Source organism: Nodularia spumigena CCY9414 (assembly GCF_000340565.2).
In the GTDB taxonomy this organism is placed as follows: Bacteria; Cyanobacteriota; Cyanobacteriia; order Cyanobacteriales; family Nostocaceae; genus Nodularia; species Nodularia spumigena.
In genome coordinates, this window is sequence record NZ_CP007203.1 from 4,638,065 (window position 1) to 4,663,167 (window position 25,103).

Sequence of the window (25,103 nt, forward strand, 5' to 3'; positions counted from 1 at the left end):
AAATTCTCAGATATGAAAATTTAAGGATGAGAAATGCCAGTAAATGAACGGGAACAAATACGCCACCTTTTGGTTATTCAAGACTTGCAAGGACAGCAGACTATCCCCCTTCAAGAGGCTACTTATTCTCTGGGACGACATCGTAAAAACTCTATTGTCCTCAATTCACCTTCAGTATCCAGGCAACACGCAATTTTATTGCGGGTAACTATTCCAGAAACTGACGAATATGGCTTTCGGATTATAGATGGTAACTTCTCAGGCAAGGGTAGTAGTAATGGGTTATTAGTAAATGGGACTAAATGCTTCTCTCATCATCTCAAGCATGGAGACGTGATTATATTTGGCGATTATCAAGCCCAGGCTAAATATTATACTGATTCTAATTTATCACCAACAATATTTTCAGCATCTTCTCAAGCTGTAGACCTGTCTGCCAACGCCGTTAATCCCGTGCAAACTTTAGTTATTGATCCTGACTCGCAAGGAGCCAATGATACAGCCTTAGCGCGCCTAGCGTCTTTCCCAGAACTGATTCCCAATCCAATTATCGAGATGGATTTCAAGGGGAGGGTGACTTATCTCAATCCTGCTGCATCTTTGGAATTTCCCCAACTTAAAAAATTGGGTAAACAACATCCCCTCCTGACAGAATTACTAGATGCAGTTACTCATCGCCAGGAAAATCCATTTGTGCGTGAGGTACAAGTGGATCAGAAGATTTTTGAACAATCGGTACATTTTCTGCCAGAGAGTAATTTAATTAGAACTTTTATTGCTAGAGATATTACAGAGCAAAAACAAGCCCAAGCCGAGCTAACACAACGCGATCGCTTGCTCCAGGCAGTGGCAGAAGTAGCCAATTATTTGCTCATAGAAATGAATTATGAAATCGCTATTGACAAAGCTTTGGCTGTGCTGGGGGAAGCTGCCCAGGTAGATCGCATCTATCTGTTTCATAACCATATTCATACAGTCACAGGCGAAATGGTAGTTAACCTCCAGTTTGAATGGACAAAAATGAATACTGGCTCTTCCCTGCACCACTGGCAAAATAAATCTTATCAATCTGCAAAATTATCACGCTGGTATGCTGTTCTCTCTCGTGGAAAATCTATTAGGGGATTAACAAAAGAATTTCCTCCTGAAGAGCGAGAATTACTTTCCCAAGACGGCATAAAATCTCTGCTGCTAGTACCTTTGCGGCTAGAAGAAAAATTCTGGGGTTATCTTGCCTTGGCAGATTGTTCAACAGAGCGCCTGTGGTCAAAGCATGAAGAATCTACACTTTTAACAATAGCAGCCAGTATCAGTGGCGCTTGGCAGCGTCAGCAGGTGTCCGAGAAGATTCGCTTTCAGGCTCTTCATGACCACTTGACTGGATTACCCAATCGGCTGTTATTTAATGAGCTGCTGGAGAAAGCCTTACCCAACGCGATTCGTAACGGAGAAAGTTTAGCTGTGATGTTTCTGGATTTAGATCTTTTTAAGCTGATTAATGACACATTGGGTCATACTTTGGGAGATCGATTATTAAAAGAAGTGGCTCAAAGATTGAAAGGCTGCCTCAGAGGCGGGGATACTGTTGCCCGTTGGGGGGGTGATGAATTTACCATCCTACTACCCCGGATGAATTATCTTGAAGAAGTATCCTTGGTGGCACAGAGAATTTTAGGAGCTTTAGACAATGTATTTTATCTGGATGGACACGAACTTTATGTGAGTGGCAGCCTGGGTATTGCCATACTTGATGAACACAGTGCTGATGCCGAAACTTTAATTCAGCACGCAGATACTGCTTTATATTATGCCAAGGATCAGGGCAGAAATAACTACCACTTCTACTCCAAGACCCTCAATACCAAAAATCCTGAACTCTTGACTTTAGACAAGAGCTTGCGCTATGCCTTAGAAAGGAAAGAATTAGTGGTCTATTATCAACCTAGGGTAAACATCAAGACTAGAAAAATTACTGGTATGGAGGCGCTGTTGCGTTGGCAGCATCCTGAGATGGGACTAGTAGCGCCCAATGTTTTCATTCCCATAGCTGAGGAAAGTGGATTAATTATCCCCATTGGCGAATGGGTATTACGGACAGCCTGTATGCAGAATAAAGCCTGGCAGCAAGCGGGATTACCTCCTCTGACCATTGCTGTCAATTTATCTCCTAAACAGTTCCGCAAACCGCAACTAGTAGATACTGTAGCGAAAATTTTAGCACAGACAGATTTAGAACCGAAGTTTTTAGAATTAGAAATTACAGAAACTACAGCCATTGAAGATTTAGATTTTACTAGAACTGTATTGCAGGATTTAACTCAAATGGGCGTTAATCTTTCCATTGATGACTTTGGTACTGGTCATTCTTCGCTCTCGCGCCTGCAACTGTTACCTTTTCACAATTTAAAAATTGATAAATATTTCATCCAAGAGTTGACAAAGGACGAGAAAGTTGCTCATATTGTCCAGGCGATCGTGACTTTGGGGAGAAGTCTAGGATTAAGATTAACCGCCGAAGGGGTAGAAAAGCAAGAGGAACTGGATTTTTTGGCATCCATCAACTGTGAGGATGTTCAGGGTTTTTTCTTTTATAAAGCGCTTCCGAGTGAAAAGGCTACAGAAATTCTCCAACTTGAATAAATTTAAAGAAATTAGGGACTGGGGAGAAGAGGAACGGGGGCAGGGGAGAAGAGGAACGGTTGTTAAGTAACCGGAAGTTTAAAGTAATTTCTCACTCCCCCTTACTCCGGTGCTCCCCGCTCCCCTGCTTCTTCTGCTTGTCCGATTTAATCTGGAGAAGTTGAGCCGGGTCTGAGTCTTTCCCTCCAAGAAGGCTGGGGCGATGAAGAACTAGAACTACTACTAGGACGCTTAGTTCTGGTGGGTGGCGTAGCATTTGACTCTACTTTTTTACGCCGTCTGGGAGGAGAATATACTCTAGCAGGTGCATTGGTGGTTTGTGGCTGTGAGCGTCTTCTAGAACGTCTAGATGATCTGGTAACATTAGCACTGGGGCGACTTGGCTGATTTGAGGTAGAGGAAATAGAACGATGCTGTACTGATTTCGGTTTGATGGGCTGCGCCTTAATGCTACCTACGCGACCTTGTAGTTTGGGTCTTGCGGGAAACTTTTCTACAGGCATTCCCTCTACTGCTTTTTGCATAAATTCCCGCCAGGTGGCCGCAGCCGTGCCACTTGCTCCCGAAGTGGGATTGTTATTATCATTACCTAGCCAAACACCTGTGACAATTTGGGGTATGTAGCCAATAAACCACAAATCGCGGGATTCATCAGAGGTTCCGGTTTTCCCAGCCACAGGTCTATTTTTTAATTGGGCTGGGCTGCCTGTGCCGGCTTCTACTACGTGGCGTAGCATCCAAGTCATAATGCCGGCACTGGTAGGGTCAAGAACTCGCTGATGCTGGAAATTATTTGACCAAACTACCTCTCCTTGACGGTTGAGGATGCGGCGAATGCCATGAGCTTCTATGTATAATCCCTGATTAGCAAAGCTACCGTAAGCATTAGTTAATTCCAGTAGATTCACTTCATGAGCGCCAAGTGCTAAGGAATAGGTGGGCTGGAGTTCCGATTTAATTCCCAAATTGTGGGCAGTATTAATAATTGGCTGAAATCCCACATCCAGCAATACTTTGACTGCAATGACATTAATAGAACGAGTCAGGGCATCTCGTATGGTCATGGAGCCGCGAAAAGTTCTACCATAGTTTTGTGGTTCGTATTTATCGACTACAAAAGGTGCATCTAGGTAGCTGTCATTGGGGCTTTTACCAGTGGCTATGGCTGCTGCATAGACAAATCCTTTAAATGTCGAGCCTGGCTGACGTTGTGCCTGGGTAACTCGATTAAACTGAGTTTTACTGTAGTCTTTTCCTCCCACCATGGCCTGAATTTCACCGTTGCGGGGGTCGATGGCTACTAAAGATCCTTGAGTAAAGTTCTGCCAGCGTCCTTGATTTTTTAAGGTTTTGGTAACGGCGGCTTCTGCGGCTTTTTGCCAAGTGGGATTGAGGGTGGTTTCCACGACTAGACCCCCTTGTGTGAGGACATCGGGGGAAACATACTTTGGCAATTCTTGTAAAATATAACTGGTAAAGTAGGGAGATTCTACTTGTAGCCGTTTGGGAAAACTGCTGTTGAGGTTGAGGGATTCTTGAGCGGCTGCTTGTCTTTCGGCTGCTGTAATTAATTCATCTTCATACATCCTTTGCAATACCATATTGCGGCGCTGGATGGCAACTGTAGGATTTTGGATTGGGGAGTATAAACTTGGGGCGGGTGCTAATCCGGCAATCATCGCCGCTTCGCCGAGGGTAAGTTGATCTACTGTTTTACTGAAGTATACCCAGGCGGCATCTGCTACACCATAAGCTCCAGATCCTAAATATACCAAATTTAGGTAAGGTTCTATTATCTGGTTTTTGGTCAACTCTTGCTCCATTTTCTGAGCTAGACGCAGTTCTTTGAGTTTGCGCCAAATGGTCTGCTCTTGTTTGAGGAAGAGTATTCGCCCTAGCTGTTGGGTGATGGTGCTACCACCTTCGAGGACGGTTTGCGATCGCAAATTATTCCAAGCAGCTCTGATAATTCCTTGCGGATCAATACCATGATGACTGGCAAATCTGCTATCTTCTGAGGCGATAAAAGCTTGTTGGAGTTGAACAGGTATTTGGTCTAGTCTGAGCCGTTCTCTGGTGGCTTCACCTTGTTGTTGTAATATGGTGCCATCAACGGCTTTAATGGTGAGGGTTTCCGCCCTGGTGGCTACTTTGAGTGCTGATTTATCTGGTAAGGCTTGATCTATTGTGCCAATTAAGTAGTAGGAGCCAATGATTGTACCACCTACGGTACTACCTATACCCAAACTTGCCCAAAACCAAATCCGACGATAAAATGGTCTGTCTGGGCTGCTAAATATCCTAGTTATGCCAGAGGAGACACTATTAATTTGATTCCATAACTGTCTTGTACTCATAAACTTTGTGGGTGGTTAGCTCTCATTTGTGACTTCCTCGTTCTCATCATGATGACTAGGGATCAATTGCGTAACCTCCTTGTGACAGTCGCTGAAATTGATTGGTCTTTGCTTGAACTAGGAGGTGAGCTTTTCCACATGAGTTCCTCTTTGAAAGTACCTGAAACCTACCCACTATGTAAAACCTTTGGGATGAGCGCACCACGTTTGTGTTAGTATAGTAGCTTATAAATAATCAACTGAATTCAGTAATACAGAAAAATATTTTTTCGCATTCGGTAATTTTTTGGTCATTATTCATATACCAGTTTTAACTAATTGCTCAAACCAAGTTTATTCAGTGTATCTGGTCAAGAGGCAGCAGATCCAGTTAGTGCGATCGCCCTTGGTGGTAATATTGGCGATTCCTATGGAATTTTAGAAGCGGCTATCGAGACATTAGGCAAAACACGAGGAATTAAGCTGTTAGCTAAATCCAGTTGGTACAGAACTAAAGCTGTCGGTCCACCGCAGCCAGATTATTTAAATGGTTGCGCTATCTTGCAAGTAGAAATGCCACCAGATGTATTACTAGAGACTTTATTAGCCATAGAACAACAATTTGGGCGGGTGCGTCAAGAGCGCTGGGGGGCGCGATCGCTTGATTTAGATTTACTGTTATATAATGATTTAATCATCGATACGCCCCATCTCCAGATTCCTCACCCCCGCATGAAAGAGCGGGCTTTTGTCTTAATACCACTGGCAGAAATTGCACCAGACTGGGTAGAACCAATTTCTGGAGGTGTGATTAAAGATTTGGTGAAAGCAGTAGACCGTTCTGATGTATTCTTGTTAAAGAGCAATTAAAGTTACCAACTATAAACGTAAACAACACTGATTCTAAATAACAGTGTTTGTATATTTATGTAGATATAACAGAAATTTACTATGCCATTAGGTAGAGAATTACCACAGTTACTGAAACAATGCTTGTTTTACAAAGGTCGCAAGTTTAACTTTGAAGTCAATCGCCTACGCTTACCGAATAAAGCCGAAGGAGATTGGGAATGTATTCGTCACCCTGGTGGAGCCTTGGCTGTACCTGTGACAGCAGAAGGTAAACTTGTACTGGTGCGCCAGTATCGTTTTGCCATTCAAGGAAGGATATTAGAGTTTCCCGCCGGAACTGTGGAAATCACCGAAGATCCTCTGCAAACAATTCAGCGCGAAATTGAGGAGGAAACGGGTTATACTTCCCAAAAATGGGACAAACTAGGTGAGTTTTTTCTAGCTCCCGGCTATTCTGACGAAATTATTTATGCTTTTTTGGCAAAAGATTTGCAAAAGCTGGAAACCCCGCCAAAACAAGATGATGATGAGGATATGGAAACTGTATTGATGACTCCTGATGAATTCGAGAAAGCTATTCTCAAAGGTGAGGTGGTAGATGCTAAATCGATTTCTAGTTTTATGTTAGCGCGTCCGTTTTTGGTTTAATGACGTTAAAGTCTCCCCTCTCCTTCTCCCAAAGGGAGACGCTACGCGAAAGTAACCAGAGGGGTTGGGGGTGAGGTTCTGGGTTTTGGCGGAAGAAAGATATGATCTAAGCGCGCTGTAAGTTGCTATATCTCAAGAATTTGTCTGGCGATTTATCCAAATACCCCTCAAACCAGCCGCTTTGGCTCCTTGATAGTCATCTACAATGCTATCGCCAATGTGCCAAGCGGCTGTGGATGGACAATTATGTTTTTCTAAAGCGATCGCAAAAATTGTAGGATCAGGTTTAGTGACACGGGCTTGGGTAGAAATAGTGATAGAACTGAAATAACTGCTCAATTCTAAACTTTGCAACACTGAGAAAATGCGGGAATCGAAATTGGACACTATTCCTAGTTCAATACCCTGTTGTTGCCAGTCTATCAAAGATGATACAACATCAGGATAAATAAACCAAGGTTCAGCAGTCCCAAAGTGAATATAGAGTTCACTAAAAAAACCGGGAAAATCCGAAAATTGTGGCAAAACACCGGCGCTTTTAAAAGTATTAAAGGCTATTTTCCGCCACCATTCAAACTCCTGTTGAGGAATATCATGTAAATCTGCATTGGGAAATGTCGCTGGTGGTGCGGCTTTAAAGCTTTGCACAAAGGTTGTATTCAATATTTGGGCTGAAACTTCAACTTCAAATTCCTTGGCTATTTGACTATAAACTTCGCCCACACTACCTTTTACGCCGAAAAGTGTGCCGACAGCATCTAAAAGAATAACTTTCGGTCGTTCCATCAAACTTTGTATAATTAATTGTAAATGTGGGGTTTGAGATTTGGTGAAGACACCAACACCTACTAAGAAAGTGTATCTATAATAGGACGAACTAGCCAATTAAAACCAACTTTGAGTTGATGATCTAAAGTCGGCATTCGATAGAGATAAGCTAGACGACGAGCAAGGTATGCAAAGGAACCATCTAATTTTATACCTAAACCTGTCAGGGTGGCGTTATCTTTGCCTAATGCCATCATTTCCCCTAATTGCTGGTAACGGAATGGTAATAAAGGGCGATCGCTCAGTGAAGCCCAGATATTCCATGCAGTATAATCAGCTTGTTGAAAAGCAACTTGGGCTGTAGCGGGTACTTTTTGTCCTTCTGCATCACAACAGTCGGCTAAATCTCCCAAAGCAAAGATTTCGGGATGCTCTAAAACTTGTAAAGTGGGTGTAGTGGTAATTTGACCACGCTGATTTTGTTTTAAAGCTAGTGTTTTGACTACAGGTGCAACTCTGGTTCCTACAGTCCAAATGACTAAATCTACAGGAATTGTATCTACCTGATTTTTGTACTCTAGGGAAATAGTATCCTGCCCTACGGATTCTACCTTAGTTTCTAAATCCAGAAATACTTTTTTTGCGTCTAAAGCTTTTTTAGCAGCTTCGCGGTTAAAATCTGGAGAAGTGCGTAAAATTTGATCACCGATTTGAATTAGGCGGAAACGTCCCCTTTCTCCGAGTCTGTCTGCTAACTTACAGGCTAATTCTACACCACTGTAACCAGCGCCCACAATGGCGACGCGAATTTTCTCTGCTTTTGATTCTTCTAGCACTCGCAGACGTTCTTCTAAACGATAAGCATCTGTAATATTGCGGAATGGGTAAGCGTGAGATATGGCACCGGGAACCATATCTAATGGTGTTTCTCCACCCAAGGCTAACACTAAGCGATCATAAGCGATTTCTGTGCCTTCTTGTAAATGTACTCGTTTTTGCTCGGTGTCAATTCCCGAAACAATAGCTTGACAAAAACGCACACCTGTGTTTTGCAGAAGTTCTTCAAAAGGAGGCGCAATTTCCCAGGTTTGTAGTTCTCCTGTGAGTAATTCGTAGAGTAAAGGTGCAAAAATAAAGCGATCGCTTTGATCAACTAAGACAATTTCCGGCTTTTCGCCGTTTTCCCAAGGTAATTGGCTTAAACGGAGGGCGGTGTAGAGACCACCAAAGCCTCCACCAAGGATACATATTCTAGGAGTTTGTTCAGTCATCGATTTTATAGGAATCTATCCCAGCATGGCAACTACTTTCAGTGTAATGAATTTCTGTGCTTGTATTGCCATGAGTCGATAATCTCTGGATGTATTACTCGTGAATAGCCGCGCACTTGTTCATATTGCAAATTACCCCCCTTAATCCCCCCTTGGAAATGGGGGAGATCCGAAATCCAGTTTCTGGAATATCGTGAAAAGTCAACTGGCTTTAGCTAAACTCCTTGGAAAGCAAGGAGATCACAAATCCGGTTCCCTCCCCTTTGCCGGCTTATCAGATGACAACCGATAATTCCATACTCCCATGAAGAGATCACAAATCCGGTTCCCTCCCCTTTGCCGGCTTATCAGATGACAACCGATAATTCCATACTCCCATGAAGAGATCACAAATCCGGTTCCCTCCCCTTTGCCGGCTTATCAGATGACAACCGATAATTCCATACTCCCATGAAGAGATCACAAATCCGGTTCCCTCCCCTTTGCCGGCTTATCAGATGACAACCGATAATTCCATACTCCCATGAAGAGATCACAAATCCGGTTCCCTCCCCTTTGCCGGCTTATCAGATGACAACCGATAATTCCATACTCCCATGAAGAGATCACAAATCCGGTTCCCTCCCCTTTGCCGGCTTATCAGATGACAACCGATAATTCCATACTCCCATGAAGAGATCACAAATCCGGTTCCCTCCCCTTTGCAAGGGGAGGGTTAGGGAGGGGTAATCTTCCGTAATTGACAAACTGTTTCTGCAATCATTGTGATCACACCATCCAACTCTTGATAAACCTGTAGATTTGTAAATCTCAAAAAATGAGTACCTTTAGATTCGAGAAAAGATTGTCGTTCATAATCATAAACCTGGACTCTATCTTGAAAATGACTATCCCCATCAATTTCTATAGCAAGTTTTAATTCAGTAGCATAAAAATCAACAACAAAGACATCAATACTGTACTGTCTACGAAATTTGCAACCCTCTACTTGGCGATTTCTTAATCTTTCCCAAACAATCTGCTCCGCAGGCGGCATATTATTACGAAGCAATCGCCTTTTTTCTCTTTCTGAGGTTTTGTTATAAAGTTCTGTCATAGCATGAATATCAATCAAGTTTAGTTTTGCTTATTCCAAATTACCCCCCTTAATCCCCCCTTGCAAAGGGGGGAAATTAGAGTCAATTCTCGTAAATGCTGTATCAAATAGCCTATAATTAAATTATTACCGTCAAACCAAAATTAATTTTTATCCCTTTTAGAGGTTGTTTGAAAAGTGATGATTAATGTATCAAATATTGTTTTACCCCTCCCTAACCCTCCCCTTGCAAAGGAGAGGGAACTGGATTTTCTTGTTTCCCCCCTTGGTAAGGGGGGATTAAGGGGGGTAAAAATGTGATAAAAATTACCGCTAAAAACTTATCAAACAACCTCTCATATCAGTTGATTTAATTATGTCCAGACTTTTAGTTAGTCAATATCAAGCGGAAGTACAGAAAATTATCCAGTTTGGTGGTTCACGGAAGGAAACTTCTATTCGTGTGGCTTTTCAAAATCTCTTGAATGAATATTGCAAACCGAGAGATTTTTTACTGATTCCTGAGTTGGATTATAAGTTACCCAACGGCAAATTTGTTTATCCTGATGGTACTGTTAAGGATGCTTTGCGTTTAGATTGGGGTTACTGGGAAAGTAAAGACCAATACGATAATTTAGATCAAGAAATTGAAAAGAAGTTAAATAAGGGTTATCCTGATAGTAATATTTTATTTGAAGATTCCCAAACTGCGGTTTTAATTCAAGCTGGTACAGAAAATCAGCGCGTCTCTATGCAGGATGCTGAGGCGTTAGATGGCATTATTACCAATTTTATTAATTATGTCAGACCGGAAGTTAAAGATTTTCGGTCAGCTATAGAAACTTTTAAGCAAGATTTACCCACTGTTTTAGATTCTCTCAGAGATTTGATAGATAGTCAAGGGAAAAATAACATTTCTTTTGAAGCAGCTAGAAATAAGTTTTGGGATATTTGCAAAGAATCAATTAACCCGGAAATCAGTTTGTTTGATATTCGGGAAATGATGATTCAGCATATTCTCACTGAAGATATTTTTCTGAATATTTTTAATGAGTCGCAGTTTCACAGAGAAAATAATGTGGCGCGGGAGTTACAAGGAGTAATTTCTACCTTTTTTACCGGAAATCTCAAGCGCAACACTTTAGGAACCATTGATAGATATTATGCAGTGATTCGACGGACTGCGGCAAATATTTATAATCACCAAGAAAAGCAGAAGTTTCTCAAGGCGTTATATGAGAACTTTTATAAAGCTTATAATCCCAAAGCTGCGGACAGGTTGGGAATTGTCTATACTCCTAATGAAATTGTCCGGTTTATGATTGAAAGTGTAGATTTTTTAGTACATCAGAATTTTGGTAAGTTGTTAGCTGATAAAGATGTAGAAATTTTAGATCCTGCGACGGGTACGGGGACTTTTATTACCGAATTGATTGATTATTTACCCCAGCACAGTTTGGAGTACAAGTATAAACATGAAATTCATTGTAATGAGGTGGCGATTTTACCTTATTATATTGCGAATTTGAATATTGAGTACACCTATAAGCAGAAAATGGGGGTGTATGAGGAGTTTGAGAATATTTGTTTTGTCGATACTTTAGATCATACATCTTTTGCGGGTAAGCAAATGGATTTGTTTGCTATGAGTGTGGAGAATACCGCCAGGATAAAACGCCAGAATGATCGAAGTATTTCGGTGATTATTGGTAATCCTCCTTATAATGCCAAGCAGGAAAACTTTAATGATAATAACGCTAATCGTACTTATGCAGCAATAGATAAGTTAATTAAGGAAAGTTACGTTAAATATAGCAAGGCTCAGAATAATATTGTACTTTATGATATGTACACTCGGTTTATTCGCTGGGCTTCTGATAGACTGGGTAAAAATGGCATTATTGCATTTGTTTCTAACAGTTCTTTTATAGATTCTATTACTTATGACGGGTTTAGAAAAGTTGTCGCTAAAGAATTTAATGAAATTTATGTTATTGACACTAAAGGTAATGCGAGAACAAGCGGAGAAAGAAGACGCAAAGAGGGTGGTAATGTCTTTAGTGATGAAATTAGGGTAGGTATAGCTGTTTATTTTTTAGTCAGGAATGAACACGCGGAAGGTTTTAAGGTTTATTATAATTCAATTAAAGATTATACCGATGCAGAGGACAAGAAAAAATATTTTAGTTCTCAGAAATTTAGAGATTTAGGTTTTACCCATTTTAAACCAGATAATAACGGTAACTGGATAAATCAAGCTGATAATGATTTTGACAGTCTTTTACCTTTGGCTGATAAGGATGTGAAAGTAGGTAAGGGAGAAGAAGCTGTATTTAAGTTGTTTTCTAGAGGTGTAGCAACTCAAAGAGATGAATGGGTTTATGATTTTTCGCAAAATGCGCTAGAAGAAAAAGTCAAATTTTTAGTTGGAATTTATCAAAAAACACTGAAGGATTCAAACTATACCAACAAAAATCAAATTAAATGGGATAGGGAATTAACTAAATATTTAGATAAAAGAATTAATAAGAATTTTCAGCCTCAACAAATTATTAAAAGTTTATACCGTCCATATAATCAACAGTATCTTTATTTTGATAAGCATTTTAACGGGATGACTTATCAATGGTTTAATATCTATAATAATAGTGACTTAGAAAATAAATATATTGCTTTGTCAGGTATTGGTTCAAGCAAGTATTTTCACTGTCTTACCTCTAATTTATTAATTGGGTTAGATACAATTGAAAAAACTCAATGTTTACCCCTATACCGCTACGACAAAGAAGGAAAACGCATTGATAATATAACCGACTGGGGACTAAAACAAATTCAAAGCCATTACCAAGATAAAACAATTACAAAAATAGATATCTTCCATTATACCTACGCAGTCTTACATAACCCAGAGTACCGGAAAAAATACGAACTCAACCTGAAACGCGACTTTCCCCGTTTACCGTTTTATGAAAACTTCGCGCAATGGGTTAACTGGGGAAAACAACTCATGGAATTACATATTAATTATGAAACAGTCGCACCTTATAACCTCACCCGTGTTGATATTCCCTTAAAAGATTACCAAAAAACACCCAAACCCAAATTAAAAGCCGATAAAACCAAAGGAAATATAATTTTAGATGATGTCACCACATTACAAAGTATTCCCAGTCAAGCTTGGGAATATATGCTCGGTAATCGCTGCGCCTTAGAATGGATTTTAGATCAATATAAAGAGAAAAAACCCAAAGATCCCACCATTGCAGAAAAATTTAACACTTACCGATTTGCAGATTATAAAGAACAGGTGATAGATTTATTAATGCGGGTGTGTACCGTCAGTGTGGAAACCATGAAGATTATTAATCTTATGTCTAGCAGTCAGCCATAAAAAGCTGTAACTTCGCCAACGTAATGACGTAACTACGTGAATTTTGCGTAAGTCCTATTGTAGTGTTAGTTCGGATTATCTTCTATTTTAATTTCTTGTTCATGTTTTGCGATCGCTTCTTCAATAATTTGATTATTAACATCTGAAATATCGGATTTAGAATAAATTGTCGTCAGGATGATTTCTTGTTCAGTTTTAACATAATAAATGACTCGATAGCCTCCACTTTTTCCTTTTTGAATGTTGCTATTTTTCAGACGAACTTTAAAAACCTGATATTTAACTCCAGCAATTCTATCTCCAGGAATTTTACCTGCTTGAAGTTGCTCTATTAAGGGTTGGATATCACTACGAATTGAACGATAGCGTTTAGCAAGTTCTCGTAAATCCCTTTTAAAACGTGGTGTAAGAGCAATCTGAATCGGTGATGCTTCACTCTGCATCAATACCATCCCACATTTCTGAAAGAGGTATAGTTTGCCCACTTAAAGCTTCTCTGATGCCTTGATGAATGCCTTCAATGACAATCTCAGTAGGTGTTTCTTCAGCAGATAATTCTTCTTTTAAGCCCAAACGAAAGTGGTGAATTATATCATAAATTTCTGCTAATTTATCTTCGGGAATGCCTTGTAGTTCTTGGATAATTTTATCAATTAGCATAAATGAATTTTTCGGTTTGTTGGTGGTTAATCATTAAGCATAACGACATTAATTTGCGAAAACTGCCTTGCTACCCAATTCTCCACACAAAATTAGAAAAACGACATCAATTTGCGAATGTACAACAAAAGCGGGTGATGGGACTCGAACCCACGACGTTCACCATGGGAAGATGACATTCTACCACTGAATTACACCCGCATCCCATATTTAGCTTAACCAAGCCATCTACTATAATAGCACTATATTCACAGATAATAACTTACAAAGCAGTTTTTCGCTAATTACCAGAAACTCAGCGACGAGTCAGCCCTGGGTGGCGATTTTACGGATTTATGTACACCTGCAACTTACTACCTCTAGATAAATTGAGAAAATATGCCTTATGATTGTGAACAAGTCAGAAAAACTGCTAGTAACCATATTCATACCTAAGTTACAACAGATAAATCTGCATTGTCTCTAAGAGGCTGTTTGAAAAGTGGTTGGCTGTGATTTTAGGCACTCGCATATCCCCCCTAGCCCACCTTTTTCAAGGGGGGAATTAGAATCAAAGTCCCCTTTTTAAGGGGTATTTAGGGGGATATAGAATGTTTTGCTAGCAACAAATCAGACTTTTCAAACATCCTCTAAATTCCCCCATCAGGAAACCTGACGATGCAATTTTGAAGTCATTAACATAAAAAATTTTAACTCTAAGCGAAACCATTATGTTCAATGCCACTGAAATTTTAATTGATGCCTTTGTGAAGGAAATTCGTGAGGGCTACCGGCGCACATACGGCTGCTTAAAACATGATTATCAAGATATAATTGCTTGGGCTGGTAATATGGCCTTAGAAAATATTGCCAATAGCGATGCCCTATATCACAATGTGGAACACTCTGTTTTAGTTACTCTTGTGGGACAGGAAATTTTACGGGGTAAACACATCAGAGAAGGTGGTGTCTCTAGTGAAGACTGGCTGCATTTTATCATATCTTTGCTGTGTCATGATATAGGCTATGTTAAAGGAGTTTGCCGAGAAGACAAAGAAACCATAGGTTTATATGCCACAGGTCAAGATGGAAACATGATTTCTCTACATCCTGGGGCTTCTGATGCGGCTCTGACACCCTATCATGTTGATAGAGCTAAACTTTTTATTGATGAGCGTTTTGGTGGTGACACCTTAATTGATGCTGAAGCCATTAAACTAAATATTGAGTTAACTCGGTTTCCTGTACCTGTAGCCGAGGATCATCAAGATACCACTAGCTATGCGGGTTTAGTCCGTGCGGCTGATTTAATTGGACAATTAAGTGATCCCCGTTATTTAAGAAAAATTACTTCTTTATTCTACGAATTTGAAGAAACTGGAATGAATCAAGTTTTGGCGTACAAAACACCTGCCGATTTACGCAAAAACTACGCTAAGTTTTACTGGAATGGCGTTTATCCTTATATTAAAGATGGATTGCGTTATTTGTCTTTGACTCAACAAGGTAAGCAAATAATGGCTAATCTCTACTCGAATGTTTTTGTTGTAGAACACGAAAAGATCCAAGAAGAATTATATTTAGTGGAACAACCACATAGTTAAATTAGATATGAATCTTTACTTGCAAAGTGCTGTAAGTAATAACTATAACAAAGGACTTTTGAGAAAGGACAAATAATATGAATTGGTGGCAAAGACTTCAGAAAAATCCCTTGGCGCGATTTGGGGCAATTGTGCTGTTAATCTTCTATATAGCGGTAATTGCTGCCGATTTCGTGGCTCCTTATGATCCTATTGCATCACAGCCAAATGGTTCTCTGTTACCACCAACTCAAATTTATTGGTTTTCTCAATCAGAACCAGGGAAGTTTATTGGACCTCATGTATATCCTACCACCCAGGGAGATACTGATTTACAAACAGGCGATCGCAAACTGATTGTAGACTTGGAAAAGCCCACACCTCTACGTTTATTTGTCTCCGGCACTGAGTATCGACTATTACAGTTAAAGTTGCCATTACCGCCCAACTGGAAGGAAGTGACTATTTTCCCTGGTATTCCTTTAGATTGGCATTTATTTGGCACAACAGGTGAAGCCTATATTAATATTTTAGGTACTGACGACCAAGGGCGCGACCAATTCAGCCGTCTGGTGCATGGTGGTCGCATTAGTATGTTTATTGGCATTATCGGGGTGTTAATTACCTTTCCCCTGGGTTTAATCATTGGGGGAATTTCTGGCTATTTCGGCGGTTGGACTGATAGCGTAATTATGCGTTTTGCCGAAGTGCTAATGACATTCCCCGGAATTTATCTATTAGTTACTTTGGGTTCAGTCTTACCACCAGGCTTAACCAGTACCCAACGCTTTTTACTAATTGTCGTCATTACTTCCATAATTAGTTGGGCGGGGTTAGCGCGGGTAATTCGGGGACAGGTGCTATCGATAAAAGAGCGAGAATTTGTCCAAGCAGCCAGAGCAATGGGTGGTAAACCAATTTACATTATAATTCGTCATATTTTGCCGCAAACTGCCACCTATGTGATTATTTCCGCAACATTGGCTGTTCCCGGTTTTATTGGTGCGGAAGCTGTTTTAAGTCTCATTGGTTTGGGAATTCAACAACCTGATCCTTCTTGGGGAAATATGCTTTCTTTAGCTAGCAATGCTTCTATTGTAGTGCTGCAACCTTGGTTAATTTGGCCGCCTGCTGTGTTAATTATCCTGACTGTGCTGTCTTTTAATTTACTCGGTGACGGGCTGAGAGATGCTCTCGACCCCCGTAGTTTGGGAAGATAGGTTATTAGTCATTGGTTATTGGTTATTGGTCATTGGTCATTGGTTATTGGTCATTGGTCATTGGTCATTGGTCATTGGTCATTGGTCATTGGTCATTGGTCATTGGTCATTGGTCATTGGTCATTGGTCATTGGTTATTGGTCATTGGTCATTGGTCATTTGTCATTGGTCATTGGTCATTGGTCATTTGTCATTTGTCATTGCTGATAAAATATTTCTCACAAAAAATGTAGAGACGTTTCATGAAACGTCTCTACATGGGTGATTTTTGCTTATGCTGTTCTAAGGAGCTAAAGCGTTACCGCGAATCAGACTACCAAGAGTTTTGGCAGTAATTTTGAGTTGGGTGAAGGGGTTGGCGGGGACAACTGTTTTATACAGATAGCTATCAAATGTCAGCTTCTGCACATCCAGGTCATCGCACATTTCTACAAAGGCTTCGCGGGTAGCGTCGGAACGGTAGAACACTGTTTGCAAAATGTCAAGCACTTTGTAGGTGAGTCCGTATTTCTTATCCCAGCGCTTCAAGTAAACCTTGAGGTCTTTTTCTGTGGGAATAGTTGCACCACTGTTAGACATTTCCACAATGGTTTCAGCACACATCCGCCCAGACTTAGCTGCAAAGTAAATACCTTCACCAGAGGACTTGGTAACATAACCAGCCGCATCTCCTACTAAAGCTATCCGACCGACTACACGACGGGGACGGGGATGTTCAGGGATGGGGTGAGCTTCGACTTTGATAATTTTACCGCCGGCTAACTTTTCGGAAGCACGGGCGCGGATACCTGCTTGTAACTGTTTGATGCTGGCTTTATTGACTTGCATTGTGCCAGTACCGACGGCTACGTGGTCGTATTTGGGGAAAACCCAGGCGTAGAAGTCTGTGGAAACGTCATTACCGACATACATTTCGGCTAAGTCGTTATAGTAGTCCATTTTATCCTGGGGTAAGCGAATTCGCTCTTGGAAGGCGATCGCATAGTTATAATCCCCAGCATCCATTTCTTTAGCAATGCGGGAATTAGCCCCATCCGCCCCAATAATTAAATCTACTTTTAGGGTTTTAGTAATCCCCTGTGAACCACCTTCTGTATGGTCAACGTAGTGAATTGTATAAGGGCTAGTGTTATTTGTGGGTATATCAAGTTTATGAACAGTGGCGTTAATTAAATTTGCCCCTAATTTTGCCGCTCGGTCACGCAGGAAACCATCTAGCACTTCCCGGCGGCACATTCCTATATATTCGTCTTCTTTTACTATATTGATATTAACCTCACGATTGGAAGGTGAAATCATTTTCATCTTCCGCACACGGCGGTCAATAATTTCTGGTGGTAGGTCAAATTCATCCACCATACACAGGGGAATAGCACCCCCGCAGGGCTTGGCATTATCTAGCTTCCGCTCAAACAAGTAAGTTTCAATTCCTGCTTTCGCTAGCGTTTCCGCAGCAGATGAACCAGCAGGGCCTGACCCAACAACAGCAACCCGTAGTGTCAAAGGTCTTCTCCCAATAGTTGATAAAAACGTTTAACCCAAGCATCCTATCACGGACTTTTGCTGGATTTCGCGGACTTGCTTCAGATTTTGACTGAAATGCAATATTCCTTAATGTTTCGATACAAAAACGGGGATTGGGGAATCGGAAATCGGGACTTATCAATGGGAATCATCAGCTATTACCTAGCTTCTAGAAGAGGCAGGGGAGCAGGGAGCAAGGGAGCAAGGGAGAAGGATTTTTAATTCCCCAGCCAACAGGGATACAAGCCCCTGCATTTATAGCAAAAGTCAAAGGTCAAAAGTGAAAGACTCGCTGTGACTGGGTTTTAGGCTTTTGCCATGTCCTAACAACCTTAGCGGTTGCTATATGTATGCCAAACATAAAAATATTTATGATGTCTGATTCAAATTAACCTAAAGGAACTTATGTGTGATATATGTAAAGCACGGTAATCCTAGCAATAAGCCGTAGATTCAGTTGTAGAGGTGCAAAAAAGTAGTGGGCATAGTAGTTGAGAATGTATCTAAAAATTTCGGGAATTTTCAAGCCGTTGATCAGGTGAATCTGGAAATCAAAAGTGGTTCGCTGGTGGCTTTATTGGGGCCATCTGGATCTGGTAAATCCACTTTGCTGCGGTTAATTGCGGGCTTGGAAATGCCAGATAGCGGTAAAATCTTGCTGACTGGTAAGGATGCTACATATCAAAGTGTCCAAGAGCGAAATATTGGATTTGTATTTCAGCACTATGCCTTGTTTAAGCATCTGAATGTCCGACAGAATATTGGTTTTGGTTTAGAAATTCGCAAAGCACCGGCGAAAAAGATTAAGGGAAGGGTAGATCAGCTGCTAGAATTGGTGCAATTGAGTGGATTAGGCGATCGCTATCCATCACAACTTTCTGGTGGTCAAAGACAACGGGTAGCATTAGCTAGGGCGCTGGCTGTAGAACCGAACGTATTATTGCTAGATGAACCATTTGGCGCACTTGATGCCAAAGTCCGTAAAGATTTGCGGGCATGGTTACGCCGCCTCCATGATGAAGTTCATGTTACCACTGTTTTCGTCACCCACGATCAAGAAGAAGCGATGGAAGTTTCCGATGAAGTTGTGGTGATGAATAAAGGGCGTGTCGAACAGGTGGGAACACCAGCCGAAATTTACGATAATCCCGCGACGGCATTTGTCATGAGCTTCATTGGTCCGGTAAATGTTTTAACCAACACCTCAAAGATTTTCCAGAGCAGTGGCTTTGATTCGTCCCATAGCCAAGTATTTTTACGTCCCCAAGATGTGCTAATTGAAAGACAGCCTAATGGTACTACTGCACCAGCTACAGTCACGCGGTTGATACATTTGGGTTGGGAAATTCAGATAGAATTAACTTTGGATGATGGGCAAGTAGTAGCAGCGCATTTAACACGCGATCGCTTTAACGAATTACAATTAGAACCACAGGAACGGGTGTATGTGAAGCCCAAGGATGCGAGGTCTTTTCCCCTGTATTATTCCATTTGAGACTCTGTTGAATTGAATCAGTCCGATTTTTGCTTCAACGAATCCACTTAAACACCAGGTTTATTACCCTTCTTGCTTCAATCCAAGGGACTAAAGTACGAAAAACGCAACTGCGTTGCTGTTTATGGTGGGTTTTTCGGCATTTTTATGAAAAAATACCTGGAATACTCGCTATTTAGACATAAACTGCTCATTCTGAAATAAATTTTGGATGAAATTAATAGTGTCAATTTTGAAAGTTGTACATATAGTATTTTTATTCATTTCCTTGATGGTACTATTACTCCTATGTAAAGTGATCTATTTGCATAAGTCTCATAATAGGCTGAATTGAAAAAATACATAAGTACAATACAATGACCAAAAAAGCGGTTATTTATGCAATATGTGCCGAAAAATTGAAAAAAGCGTCAAAAATCAGAGAGGAAAGCCTTTCGCAGAGTGTTGACGTTCTAAATTAAGGTATGCAGCAAGAAAATAGTTGCACTTTTGGCAGGACTAAAGTAATAATTATCACGATGATATTAGTAGCCAGATAACGTCAGAAAATCGAAAACTTTTGTAAGTTAACGAAATAATCAGGCTTTAAGGCTATATTTTGAGTCTTTCGTAAAGGGAACATCTGTTCCCTTTGGTAGAGTCTAACTACAGAGCAGGAATCTAAACGCTGGTTATACTGGCATTTTAGTGGATTGGCGTTGAAGCCTGAAATCAATTACACAAAAGGTTTAGAGAAAACTTGGCGATTTACTGAAAGTGGTAGTACATGACAAAAAGTCATATGGGAAAACGCAAAAGCCAATGTCGGCAATATCTCAGGGTTTGTTTTTTATGTGTTAAAAGTAATAAGTGTGAGTATGTTTGACTACTGTTACCAATACGCGATTTTGTCGATGTTTCCAGGGATTCTCTGAGCTTTTGATTGATTACCCTTGCAATTCATGAAAACTTAATTGTTTGTAGAAAATAATTTCGCATGAAAACCTTTAAAACTCAAGAAAATGAATGTTAATGTTTACACTGTGATCATCGTGCCAGTATTTAATTTAAAAACCTTGTAATATTTACAACTGAAAGTTCAAATAAAAGAGGTAAAAAAAATGAAGATAATTTTTCACTTGGCTAGTGCATTCATTCTACAAGTCTTAGGGTTGGCAGCAATATCTTCTATTGCCATTGCACAGGAGACTATTTTTCCTCCGGAGCAAAAAACAACCCAGAGAATTTGCTCTTTAGATCCAGTAGCAGATTTATTACCGCCACTACCAGGTAAACAAAGTAATGCTTTACTTGCGTATCTTGCTGAGGAAGGTTTTATACAGAACGAAGAAGGTGCTTGGCTATGTTATGTGAACGACCCCAAAATACAGGACAGATATTATACCCTGTTTAAGGTAGAAGTGCAGGATGGAAAGCTGTTAGCAAGTTCTTTTCTAGAGAACGGCAATTTAATTGAGGGGCAAGAAAGTCGAAGCATTGACTTATTTATGACCCTTGTAGGGCATCATATGAGTACCAATCAAGAGAACCGTGAAAGTGTACGCAGATACTTGGAAACTTTCGTTTCCCTGGTGAAGGAACAGAAGATAGAAGCCTCCCGTCGTGGGTTTCTTTTTGACCAACCCAACCGGGCATTAGTTTTGTACCACACTCTCTCAAGTGGAGAACTGGAAGGAACAGCAATCACAATTAATATTCAATCACCGAATAACTTGAGTGCTGGAACTGTGAGGAGTGAAATACAACCATCTTTGAGAGAGAGGTTAAAACTTAATCGTTAAATGAGACAAACTTTTAAATTGCGATTGGTAAATGTTCTATGTGGTTTATTGGAGGTGTATCATGTTGAAGTCAAATTTTAAAAGCATTGCATTCTTATTTTCGACTTTGGCGGTAGTGCTGACGATGTGCGAGTCAGCTACTGCACAGTTACGCATTAACGAACGTGACTCTATCCCACGAGGACAAGAGTCAGAGTTTCTAGAGTTTCAGCGTCAGAATAATCAAAATCTCCGCCAGATTCGGATTATGCCTGATTGTAGCTTCGGTGAAGGTCTGGGCTGTAACAAAACTGGAACAGTCGTCGAACAGATCATCAATCAGTCTAGAGGTACTAACTACCAAGATATATTGATGCGAGCTGCTGGTGGAGAAGATAACTACCGTAAGTTTGCTGCCTTTTACGATAATAATCCTCAGCTACCGAAGGTTCCCTATGCCTCATTTTGGCGGAATGATGATCCCACGATTATGGACAGAGCTGAAAATGTTCTTGGGGAAACTATCAGTCGCAGTCCTTTACCAGGGCTAGGAAGTATCACCAATAACTTTGTCTGGTCTCCGTCAAGAGGTAGGGAGATTAGTCCTCGTGATGGATTACTAGACTTGAAATACGCTTACGGACGCGTTCTGTTTGAAGAAGTCGCCAAAATTCCCGACCTGAAACAGCAGATTAATTCCTTGGATTTGCCCCCAGATATACGCAAGTTTTATTTGGATAATATTTCTCAAGGTTTACGTAACTTAAAGAGTGGCAATGAAAGCGGACTGAAACAAAGCGTTTTAACACTACTGTCTCGTCCCTACACTCCAGGGAACCCCAATGATGGTTGGTACGGTCGTCAATTAGTTGATGTTCCAGAGACGATTGCGTCTTTAGAACCTCCCGCCGGAAGTACTTTTTTGACCGGACTTCCACCAGTAGGGGGAGAGCAGATGATGACTGGTTTTATTCCGCCGGGATTGACGGAAACTTTCATCCCATCAGTAACCTCTCCCTTGTGGCCTTATGCCCTGATACCTCTGGCTCTTTTATTGCTGACCTTTGGAGACAATGGTAGCTCACAAGCGGTTGAACCGCCGATTATTCCCCCAGAGCCACCGACAACTCAGACAGTACCAGAGCCGTCAGCGCTCACAGCTTTACTGCTGTTCAGTTTGGGAATGGGTATATTAAATTACAAACAGAGGTTTATGCAGACGAAGAGCAAGTCCTAAGTTGACAATTTCATAGACAAAACTATACTTATATTGACAAAAGTCAATATATATTTTAGGAAAAAATCAACTACTTGATATATAATACGGTGATATCAAGTATTGAATTGAGACTATTGCCGACGCGAAAACCAAGCAATGATGGTGGTAGTCTTTTTCAGAAACTTAATTGGAACACAATCGCGTCTGGCTAAGGCGTGAAAGTCTACTGAGGGATAACTGCTCCCATGCTCCCGTTGAAGTAGAAAGTAAAGTCTAGTTTTGTCTAGGTTTTATATAGCAGCTAATTTGAAGGGATAGATTCGTCAAAAAAAGATCCCAAAGTTTCTTGTGAATCGGGCATCTTTGCCCGGTCATCACCAAGGACTGGCAGAGGTTCGGCTTCAGCCCTCACTGGAGCCGTTAAAGCCCTGGGGGCATAGCTGCGCTGACCTGGGTAGCGTGCCGGAGGCATCAGCCATACTTTGTCCATCTCACAATATGGGATAATTTATTTTGTGGTATGACCTATACTCTAAATCTGTTAGGCAAATATAAAAATTTACCTTTAACTGAAGATGCCGTACTCCGGATGAATCGTGACTGGATATCATATGGCGATCGCTTGAATAAAAGAATCCCTCGGTAACTAATCGAGGGATTTCTATTTTTAGTACTTTGCACATGAAATGTATCCCACATAATTAGTGTATCTATCTTTTTAAAATTAGGTGTGCCAAAATGCCAAATTAATGTGATTCATGCAATCAATGACGGCGCTTAATCATTTGTGGCTACCTGTACCGACAAATTTGACTTTATTACCAAATGATGTTCATATCTGGCGCATTCACCTTGATGTCCCAGAAGCACAGCAACAAAATTTGCTAGCAACCCTTTCGGGTGACGAACTTACTCGTGCTAACCGATTCCATTTTCAGGAGCATCGGCAGCGTTTTATTGCGGGTCGTGGTATCCTGCGGAGTATATTGGGTAGCTACTTGGGTATTGAGCCGCAACGAGTCCTGTTTGATTATCAAGAACGTGGTAAACCAGTATTAGCGGATAGTTTAGCTAAAAGTGGCTTATGGTTTAACTTGTCTCATTCCCAGGGGTTAGCTCTGTGTGCAGTGAATTATCACAATCGAATTGGGATAGATTTAGAATATATTCGCCGGATGTCTGATGTAGAAGCCCTTGCCAAAAGGTTCTTTTTACCGCGAGAATATGACGTAGTGCGATCGCTATCTGATCACCAACAGCAAGAAATATTTTTCCGTTATTGGACTTGTAAGGAAGCGTATTTAAAAGCAACTGGAGAAGGACTAGCGCAGTTAGAACAAGTTGAAGTATTACTCAATCCCACAGAACCAGCGCAGTTACAGACATCTGAAAGTTGGAGCCTCTTCGAGCTAAGGGCTGCTGAGGATTATTTTGCTGCTGTGGTTGTGGAGGGTTCTGGCTGTAATTTGCAGTGTTGGCAATACTGATTAGTTATCTTCTTGCATATTTCTGACAATCTTTGTCACTAGCCTTCTGGGTGTAAAGCTGACGCTTTTTGCCAGAATTTGATTTATTAGACCAGGAATAACAATGGTTTGGCCTTTCATTAAGGCCGCATAACCGATTTTAGCCACTGTTGCGGCATCCATCATCCTTTTACCCTTCATTAGTTTAGACTCTGCCATCCCCGTTCGTTGATGAAAGGCAGACTCTGTGGAGCCTGGACAAAGCACTGTTACCGTCACGCCTGTACCTTCTAATTCATTAGCGATCGCCTCGGAAAATGATAAAATATAAGCCTTAGTAGCAAAATAGACCGCCATCAACGGTCCTGGTTGAAAAGCCGCAGCCGAAGCAACATTTAATATTTTGCCATCGCATTGCTTGACCATATCCTTTAGGAATAGCTTAGTTAAATGAGTGAGACACACCATATTTACCTGTAGCATTTCCAATTCAGCAGTTAGGTCTGTTTCGTTAAATAATCCATAAATACCAAATCCGGCATTATTCACCAGCACATCAACCTTAATATTTGCTGCTTGCAACTCTGTAAAAATTTCTTGCGGAGATGTGGATATAGATAAATCCTTGACAATAGTTCTCACAAAATTGCCAAATTCTTCTTGAAATTTAATGGCAATTTCTTTGAGCTTTGCTTCAGTTCGGTCTACTAACACCAAATTATAGTCATGAGAAGCGAAAATAGATGCTAGTTCGTAGCCAATACCACCCGCCGCCCCAGTAATGAGAGCTGTTTGTTTGTGCTGAACTTGGTTTGTTGTGTTCATTTCAGAAGATTGGTGAATTCAATTTGCTCGGTCTGCCTGACATTGACTGTGGCTTTCCGTGATTTACCGTTTAATAATTTCGGTTGAAACTACTAAACTTATTGTTGTTTATTACCCTTTCAAATTCTTGTATCTTACTCAACCCAGAACCGCTATAATAATAATTATTATACATCGAAAAAAGTTTATATTAAAGTTTAAATAATTAATTTATATTGATGTATTTATTAATAACAATATTTTACGTAATTACAGCACTTTGCAAGTAAATGAAGTACACACATTAATATTATAAATCTTGTGGGATGGGCATACTTCGGCAAGCTCAGTACAAGTCTTGCCCGCCCTTGTGTACCTCACTTAGATGAAATATACTGTAATATAGTTTTAT

At 40.6% G+C, this 25,103-nt stretch carries 21 protein-coding genes and 1 tRNA gene; 12 read left to right on the plus strand and 10 right to left on the minus strand.

Going from position 1 to position 25,103, the window contains the following annotated elements:
* The first annotated feature begins 33 nt into the window (after positions 1-33).
* Positions 34-2,640, plus strand: coding sequence for an EAL domain-containing protein (locus NSP_RS20270; protein ID WP_006196662.1), 2,607 nt, complete (start codon positions 34-36; stop codon positions 2,638-2,640).
* Positions 2,641-2,786: 146 nt separating this feature from the next.
* Here the strand turns inward: NSP_RS20270 and NSP_RS20275 are convergent, their stop codons facing one another.
* Positions 2,787-4,997, minus strand: coding sequence for a transglycosylase domain-containing protein (locus NSP_RS20275; protein ID WP_006196660.1), 2,211 nt, complete (start codon positions 4,995-4,997; stop codon positions 2,787-2,789).
* A gap of 318 nt (positions 4,998-5,315) precedes the next feature.
* Here NSP_RS20275 and folK point away from each other — a divergent pair, with 318 nt between their 5' ends.
* Together folK and NSP_RS20285 are read left to right on the plus strand one after the other, a co-directional pair.
* A complete protein-coding gene (gene folK / locus NSP_RS20280) occupies positions 5,316-5,846 on the plus strand; it encodes a 2-amino-4-hydroxy-6-hydroxymethyldihydropteridine diphosphokinase (protein ID WP_006196659.1) in 531 nt (176 codons plus the stop codon).
* Positions 5,847-5,927: 81 nt separating this feature from the next.
* Entirely contained in the window at positions 5,928-6,476 is a 549-nt protein-coding gene (locus NSP_RS20285) for an NUDIX hydrolase (RefSeq protein WP_006196658.1), read from the plus strand.
* Positions 6,477-6,608: 132 nt separating this feature from the next.
* Here NSP_RS20285 and NSP_RS20290 read toward each other — a convergent pair whose 3' ends face one another.
* From NSP_RS20290 to NSP_RS20300, 3 genes are all read right to left on the minus strand, one after another.
* Complete coding sequence (locus NSP_RS20290) at positions 6,609-7,262, minus strand: HAD-IA family hydrolase (protein WP_006196657.1); 654 nt, start codon at positions 7,260-7,262, stop codon at positions 6,609-6,611.
* A gap of 62 nt (positions 7,263-7,324) precedes the next feature.
* Positions 7,325-8,515, minus strand: a complete 1,191-nt coding sequence (locus NSP_RS20295) for an NAD(P)/FAD-dependent oxidoreductase (protein WP_006196655.1) — start codon at positions 8,513-8,515, stop codon at positions 7,325-7,327.
* Between the two features lie 715 nt (positions 8,516-9,230).
* On the minus strand, positions 9,231-9,611 hold the full coding sequence (locus tag NSP_RS20300; RefSeq protein ID WP_006196654.1) for an endonuclease domain-containing protein: 381 nt from the start codon (positions 9,609-9,611) through the stop codon (positions 9,231-9,233).
* 355 nt (positions 9,612-9,966) lie between these two features.
* Here NSP_RS20300 and NSP_RS20305 point away from each other — a divergent pair, with 355 nt between their 5' ends.
* Entirely contained in the window at positions 9,967-12,981 is a 3,015-nt protein-coding gene (locus NSP_RS20305; protein ID WP_006196651.1) for a type ISP restriction/modification enzyme, read from the plus strand.
* 65 nt (positions 12,982-13,046) lie between these two features.
* Here NSP_RS20305 and NSP_RS20310 read toward each other — a convergent pair whose 3' ends face one another.
* The 3 genes from NSP_RS20310 to NSP_RS20320 form a co-directional block, all read right to left on the minus strand.
* A complete protein-coding gene (locus NSP_RS20310; RefSeq protein ID WP_006196649.1) occupies positions 13,047-13,424 on the minus strand; it encodes a type II toxin-antitoxin system RelE family toxin in 378 nt (125 codons plus the stop codon).
* Entirely contained in the window at positions 13,414-13,641 is a 228-nt protein-coding gene (locus NSP_RS20315) for a hypothetical protein (protein WP_006196648.1), read from the minus strand. The genes NSP_RS20310 and NSP_RS20315 overlap by 11 nt, the downstream gene beginning before the upstream one ends.
* Positions 13,642-13,770: 129 nt before the next feature.
* Positions 13,771-13,842, minus strand: a tRNA-Gly gene (locus NSP_RS20320).
* 509 nt (positions 13,843-14,351) lie between these two features.
* On the opposite strand from NSP_RS20320, the gene NSP_RS20325 reads away from it, so the two are divergent.
* The 3 genes from NSP_RS20325 to NSP_RS24545 all read left to right on the plus strand — a co-directional run bounded on the left by NSP_RS20325 (position 14,352) and on the right by NSP_RS24545 (position 16,688).
* Complete coding sequence (locus tag NSP_RS20325; protein ID WP_006196647.1) at positions 14,352-15,224, plus strand: Npun_R2479 family HD domain-containing metalloprotein; 873 nt, start codon at positions 14,352-14,354, stop codon at positions 15,222-15,224.
* A 77-nt stretch (positions 15,225-15,301) separates the two neighbouring features.
* A complete protein-coding gene (locus tag NSP_RS20330; RefSeq protein ID WP_006196646.1) occupies positions 15,302-16,423 on the plus strand; it encodes an ABC transporter permease in 1,122 nt (373 codons plus the stop codon).
* Complete coding sequence (locus NSP_RS24545; protein WP_197538894.1) at positions 16,392-16,688, plus strand: hypothetical protein; 297 nt, start codon at positions 16,392-16,394, stop codon at positions 16,686-16,688. Before NSP_RS20330 ends, NSP_RS24545 begins: the two co-directional genes overlap by 32 nt.
* A gap of 17 nt (positions 16,689-16,705) precedes the next feature.
* Here the strand turns inward: NSP_RS24545 and chlP are convergent, their stop codons facing one another.
* A complete protein-coding gene (gene chlP, locus NSP_RS20335; protein ID WP_006196645.1) occupies positions 16,706-17,926 on the minus strand; it encodes a geranylgeranyl reductase in 1,221 nt (406 codons plus the stop codon).
* Positions 17,927-18,425: 499 nt separating this feature from the next.
* Between chlP and NSP_RS20340 the strand changes: the two genes are divergently transcribed.
* The 3 genes from NSP_RS20340 to NSP_RS20350 all read left to right on the plus strand — a co-directional run bounded on the left by NSP_RS20340 (position 18,426) and on the right by NSP_RS20350 (position 22,439).
* Entirely contained in the window at positions 18,426-19,442 is a 1,017-nt protein-coding gene (locus tag NSP_RS20340; protein ID WP_006196644.1) for a sulfate/molybdate ABC transporter ATP-binding protein, read from the plus strand.
* A 1,100-nt stretch (positions 19,443-20,542) separates the two neighbouring features.
* Positions 20,543-21,223, plus strand: a complete 681-nt coding sequence (locus tag NSP_RS20345; protein WP_006196643.1) for a hypothetical protein — start codon at positions 20,543-20,545, stop codon at positions 21,221-21,223.
* A gap of 61 nt (positions 21,224-21,284) precedes the next feature.
* The gene (locus tag NSP_RS20350) at positions 21,285-22,439 is read left to right on the plus strand and encodes a hypothetical protein (RefSeq protein ID WP_006196642.1); all 1,155 of its coding nucleotides are present in this window, start codon (positions 21,285-21,287) and stop codon (positions 22,437-22,439) included.
* A 283-nt stretch (positions 22,440-22,722) separates the two neighbouring features.
* On the opposite strand, the gene NSP_RS27085 is transcribed toward NSP_RS20350, so the two are convergent.
* Positions 22,723-22,911, minus strand: coding sequence for a hypothetical protein (locus NSP_RS27085; protein ID WP_042202273.1), 189 nt, complete (start codon positions 22,909-22,911; stop codon positions 22,723-22,725).
* A gap of 30 nt (positions 22,912-22,941) precedes the next feature.
* Between NSP_RS27085 and NSP_RS27275 the strand changes: the two genes are divergently transcribed.
* A complete protein-coding gene (locus NSP_RS27275) occupies positions 22,942-23,067 on the plus strand; it encodes a hypothetical protein (protein ID WP_269454104.1) in 126 nt (41 codons plus the stop codon).
* A gap of 121 nt (positions 23,068-23,188) precedes the next feature.
* On the plus strand, positions 23,189-23,908 hold the full coding sequence (hetI, locus tag NSP_RS20355) for a 4'-phosphopantetheinyl transferase HetI (protein WP_017804380.1): 720 nt from the start codon (positions 23,189-23,191) through the stop codon (positions 23,906-23,908).
* Here the strand turns inward: hetI and NSP_RS20360 are convergent, their stop codons facing one another.
* Positions 23,909-24,712, minus strand: coding sequence for an SDR family NAD(P)-dependent oxidoreductase (locus NSP_RS20360; protein WP_006196639.1), 804 nt, complete (start codon positions 24,710-24,712; stop codon positions 23,909-23,911).
* Between the last annotated feature and the right edge of the window lie 391 nt (positions 24,713-25,103).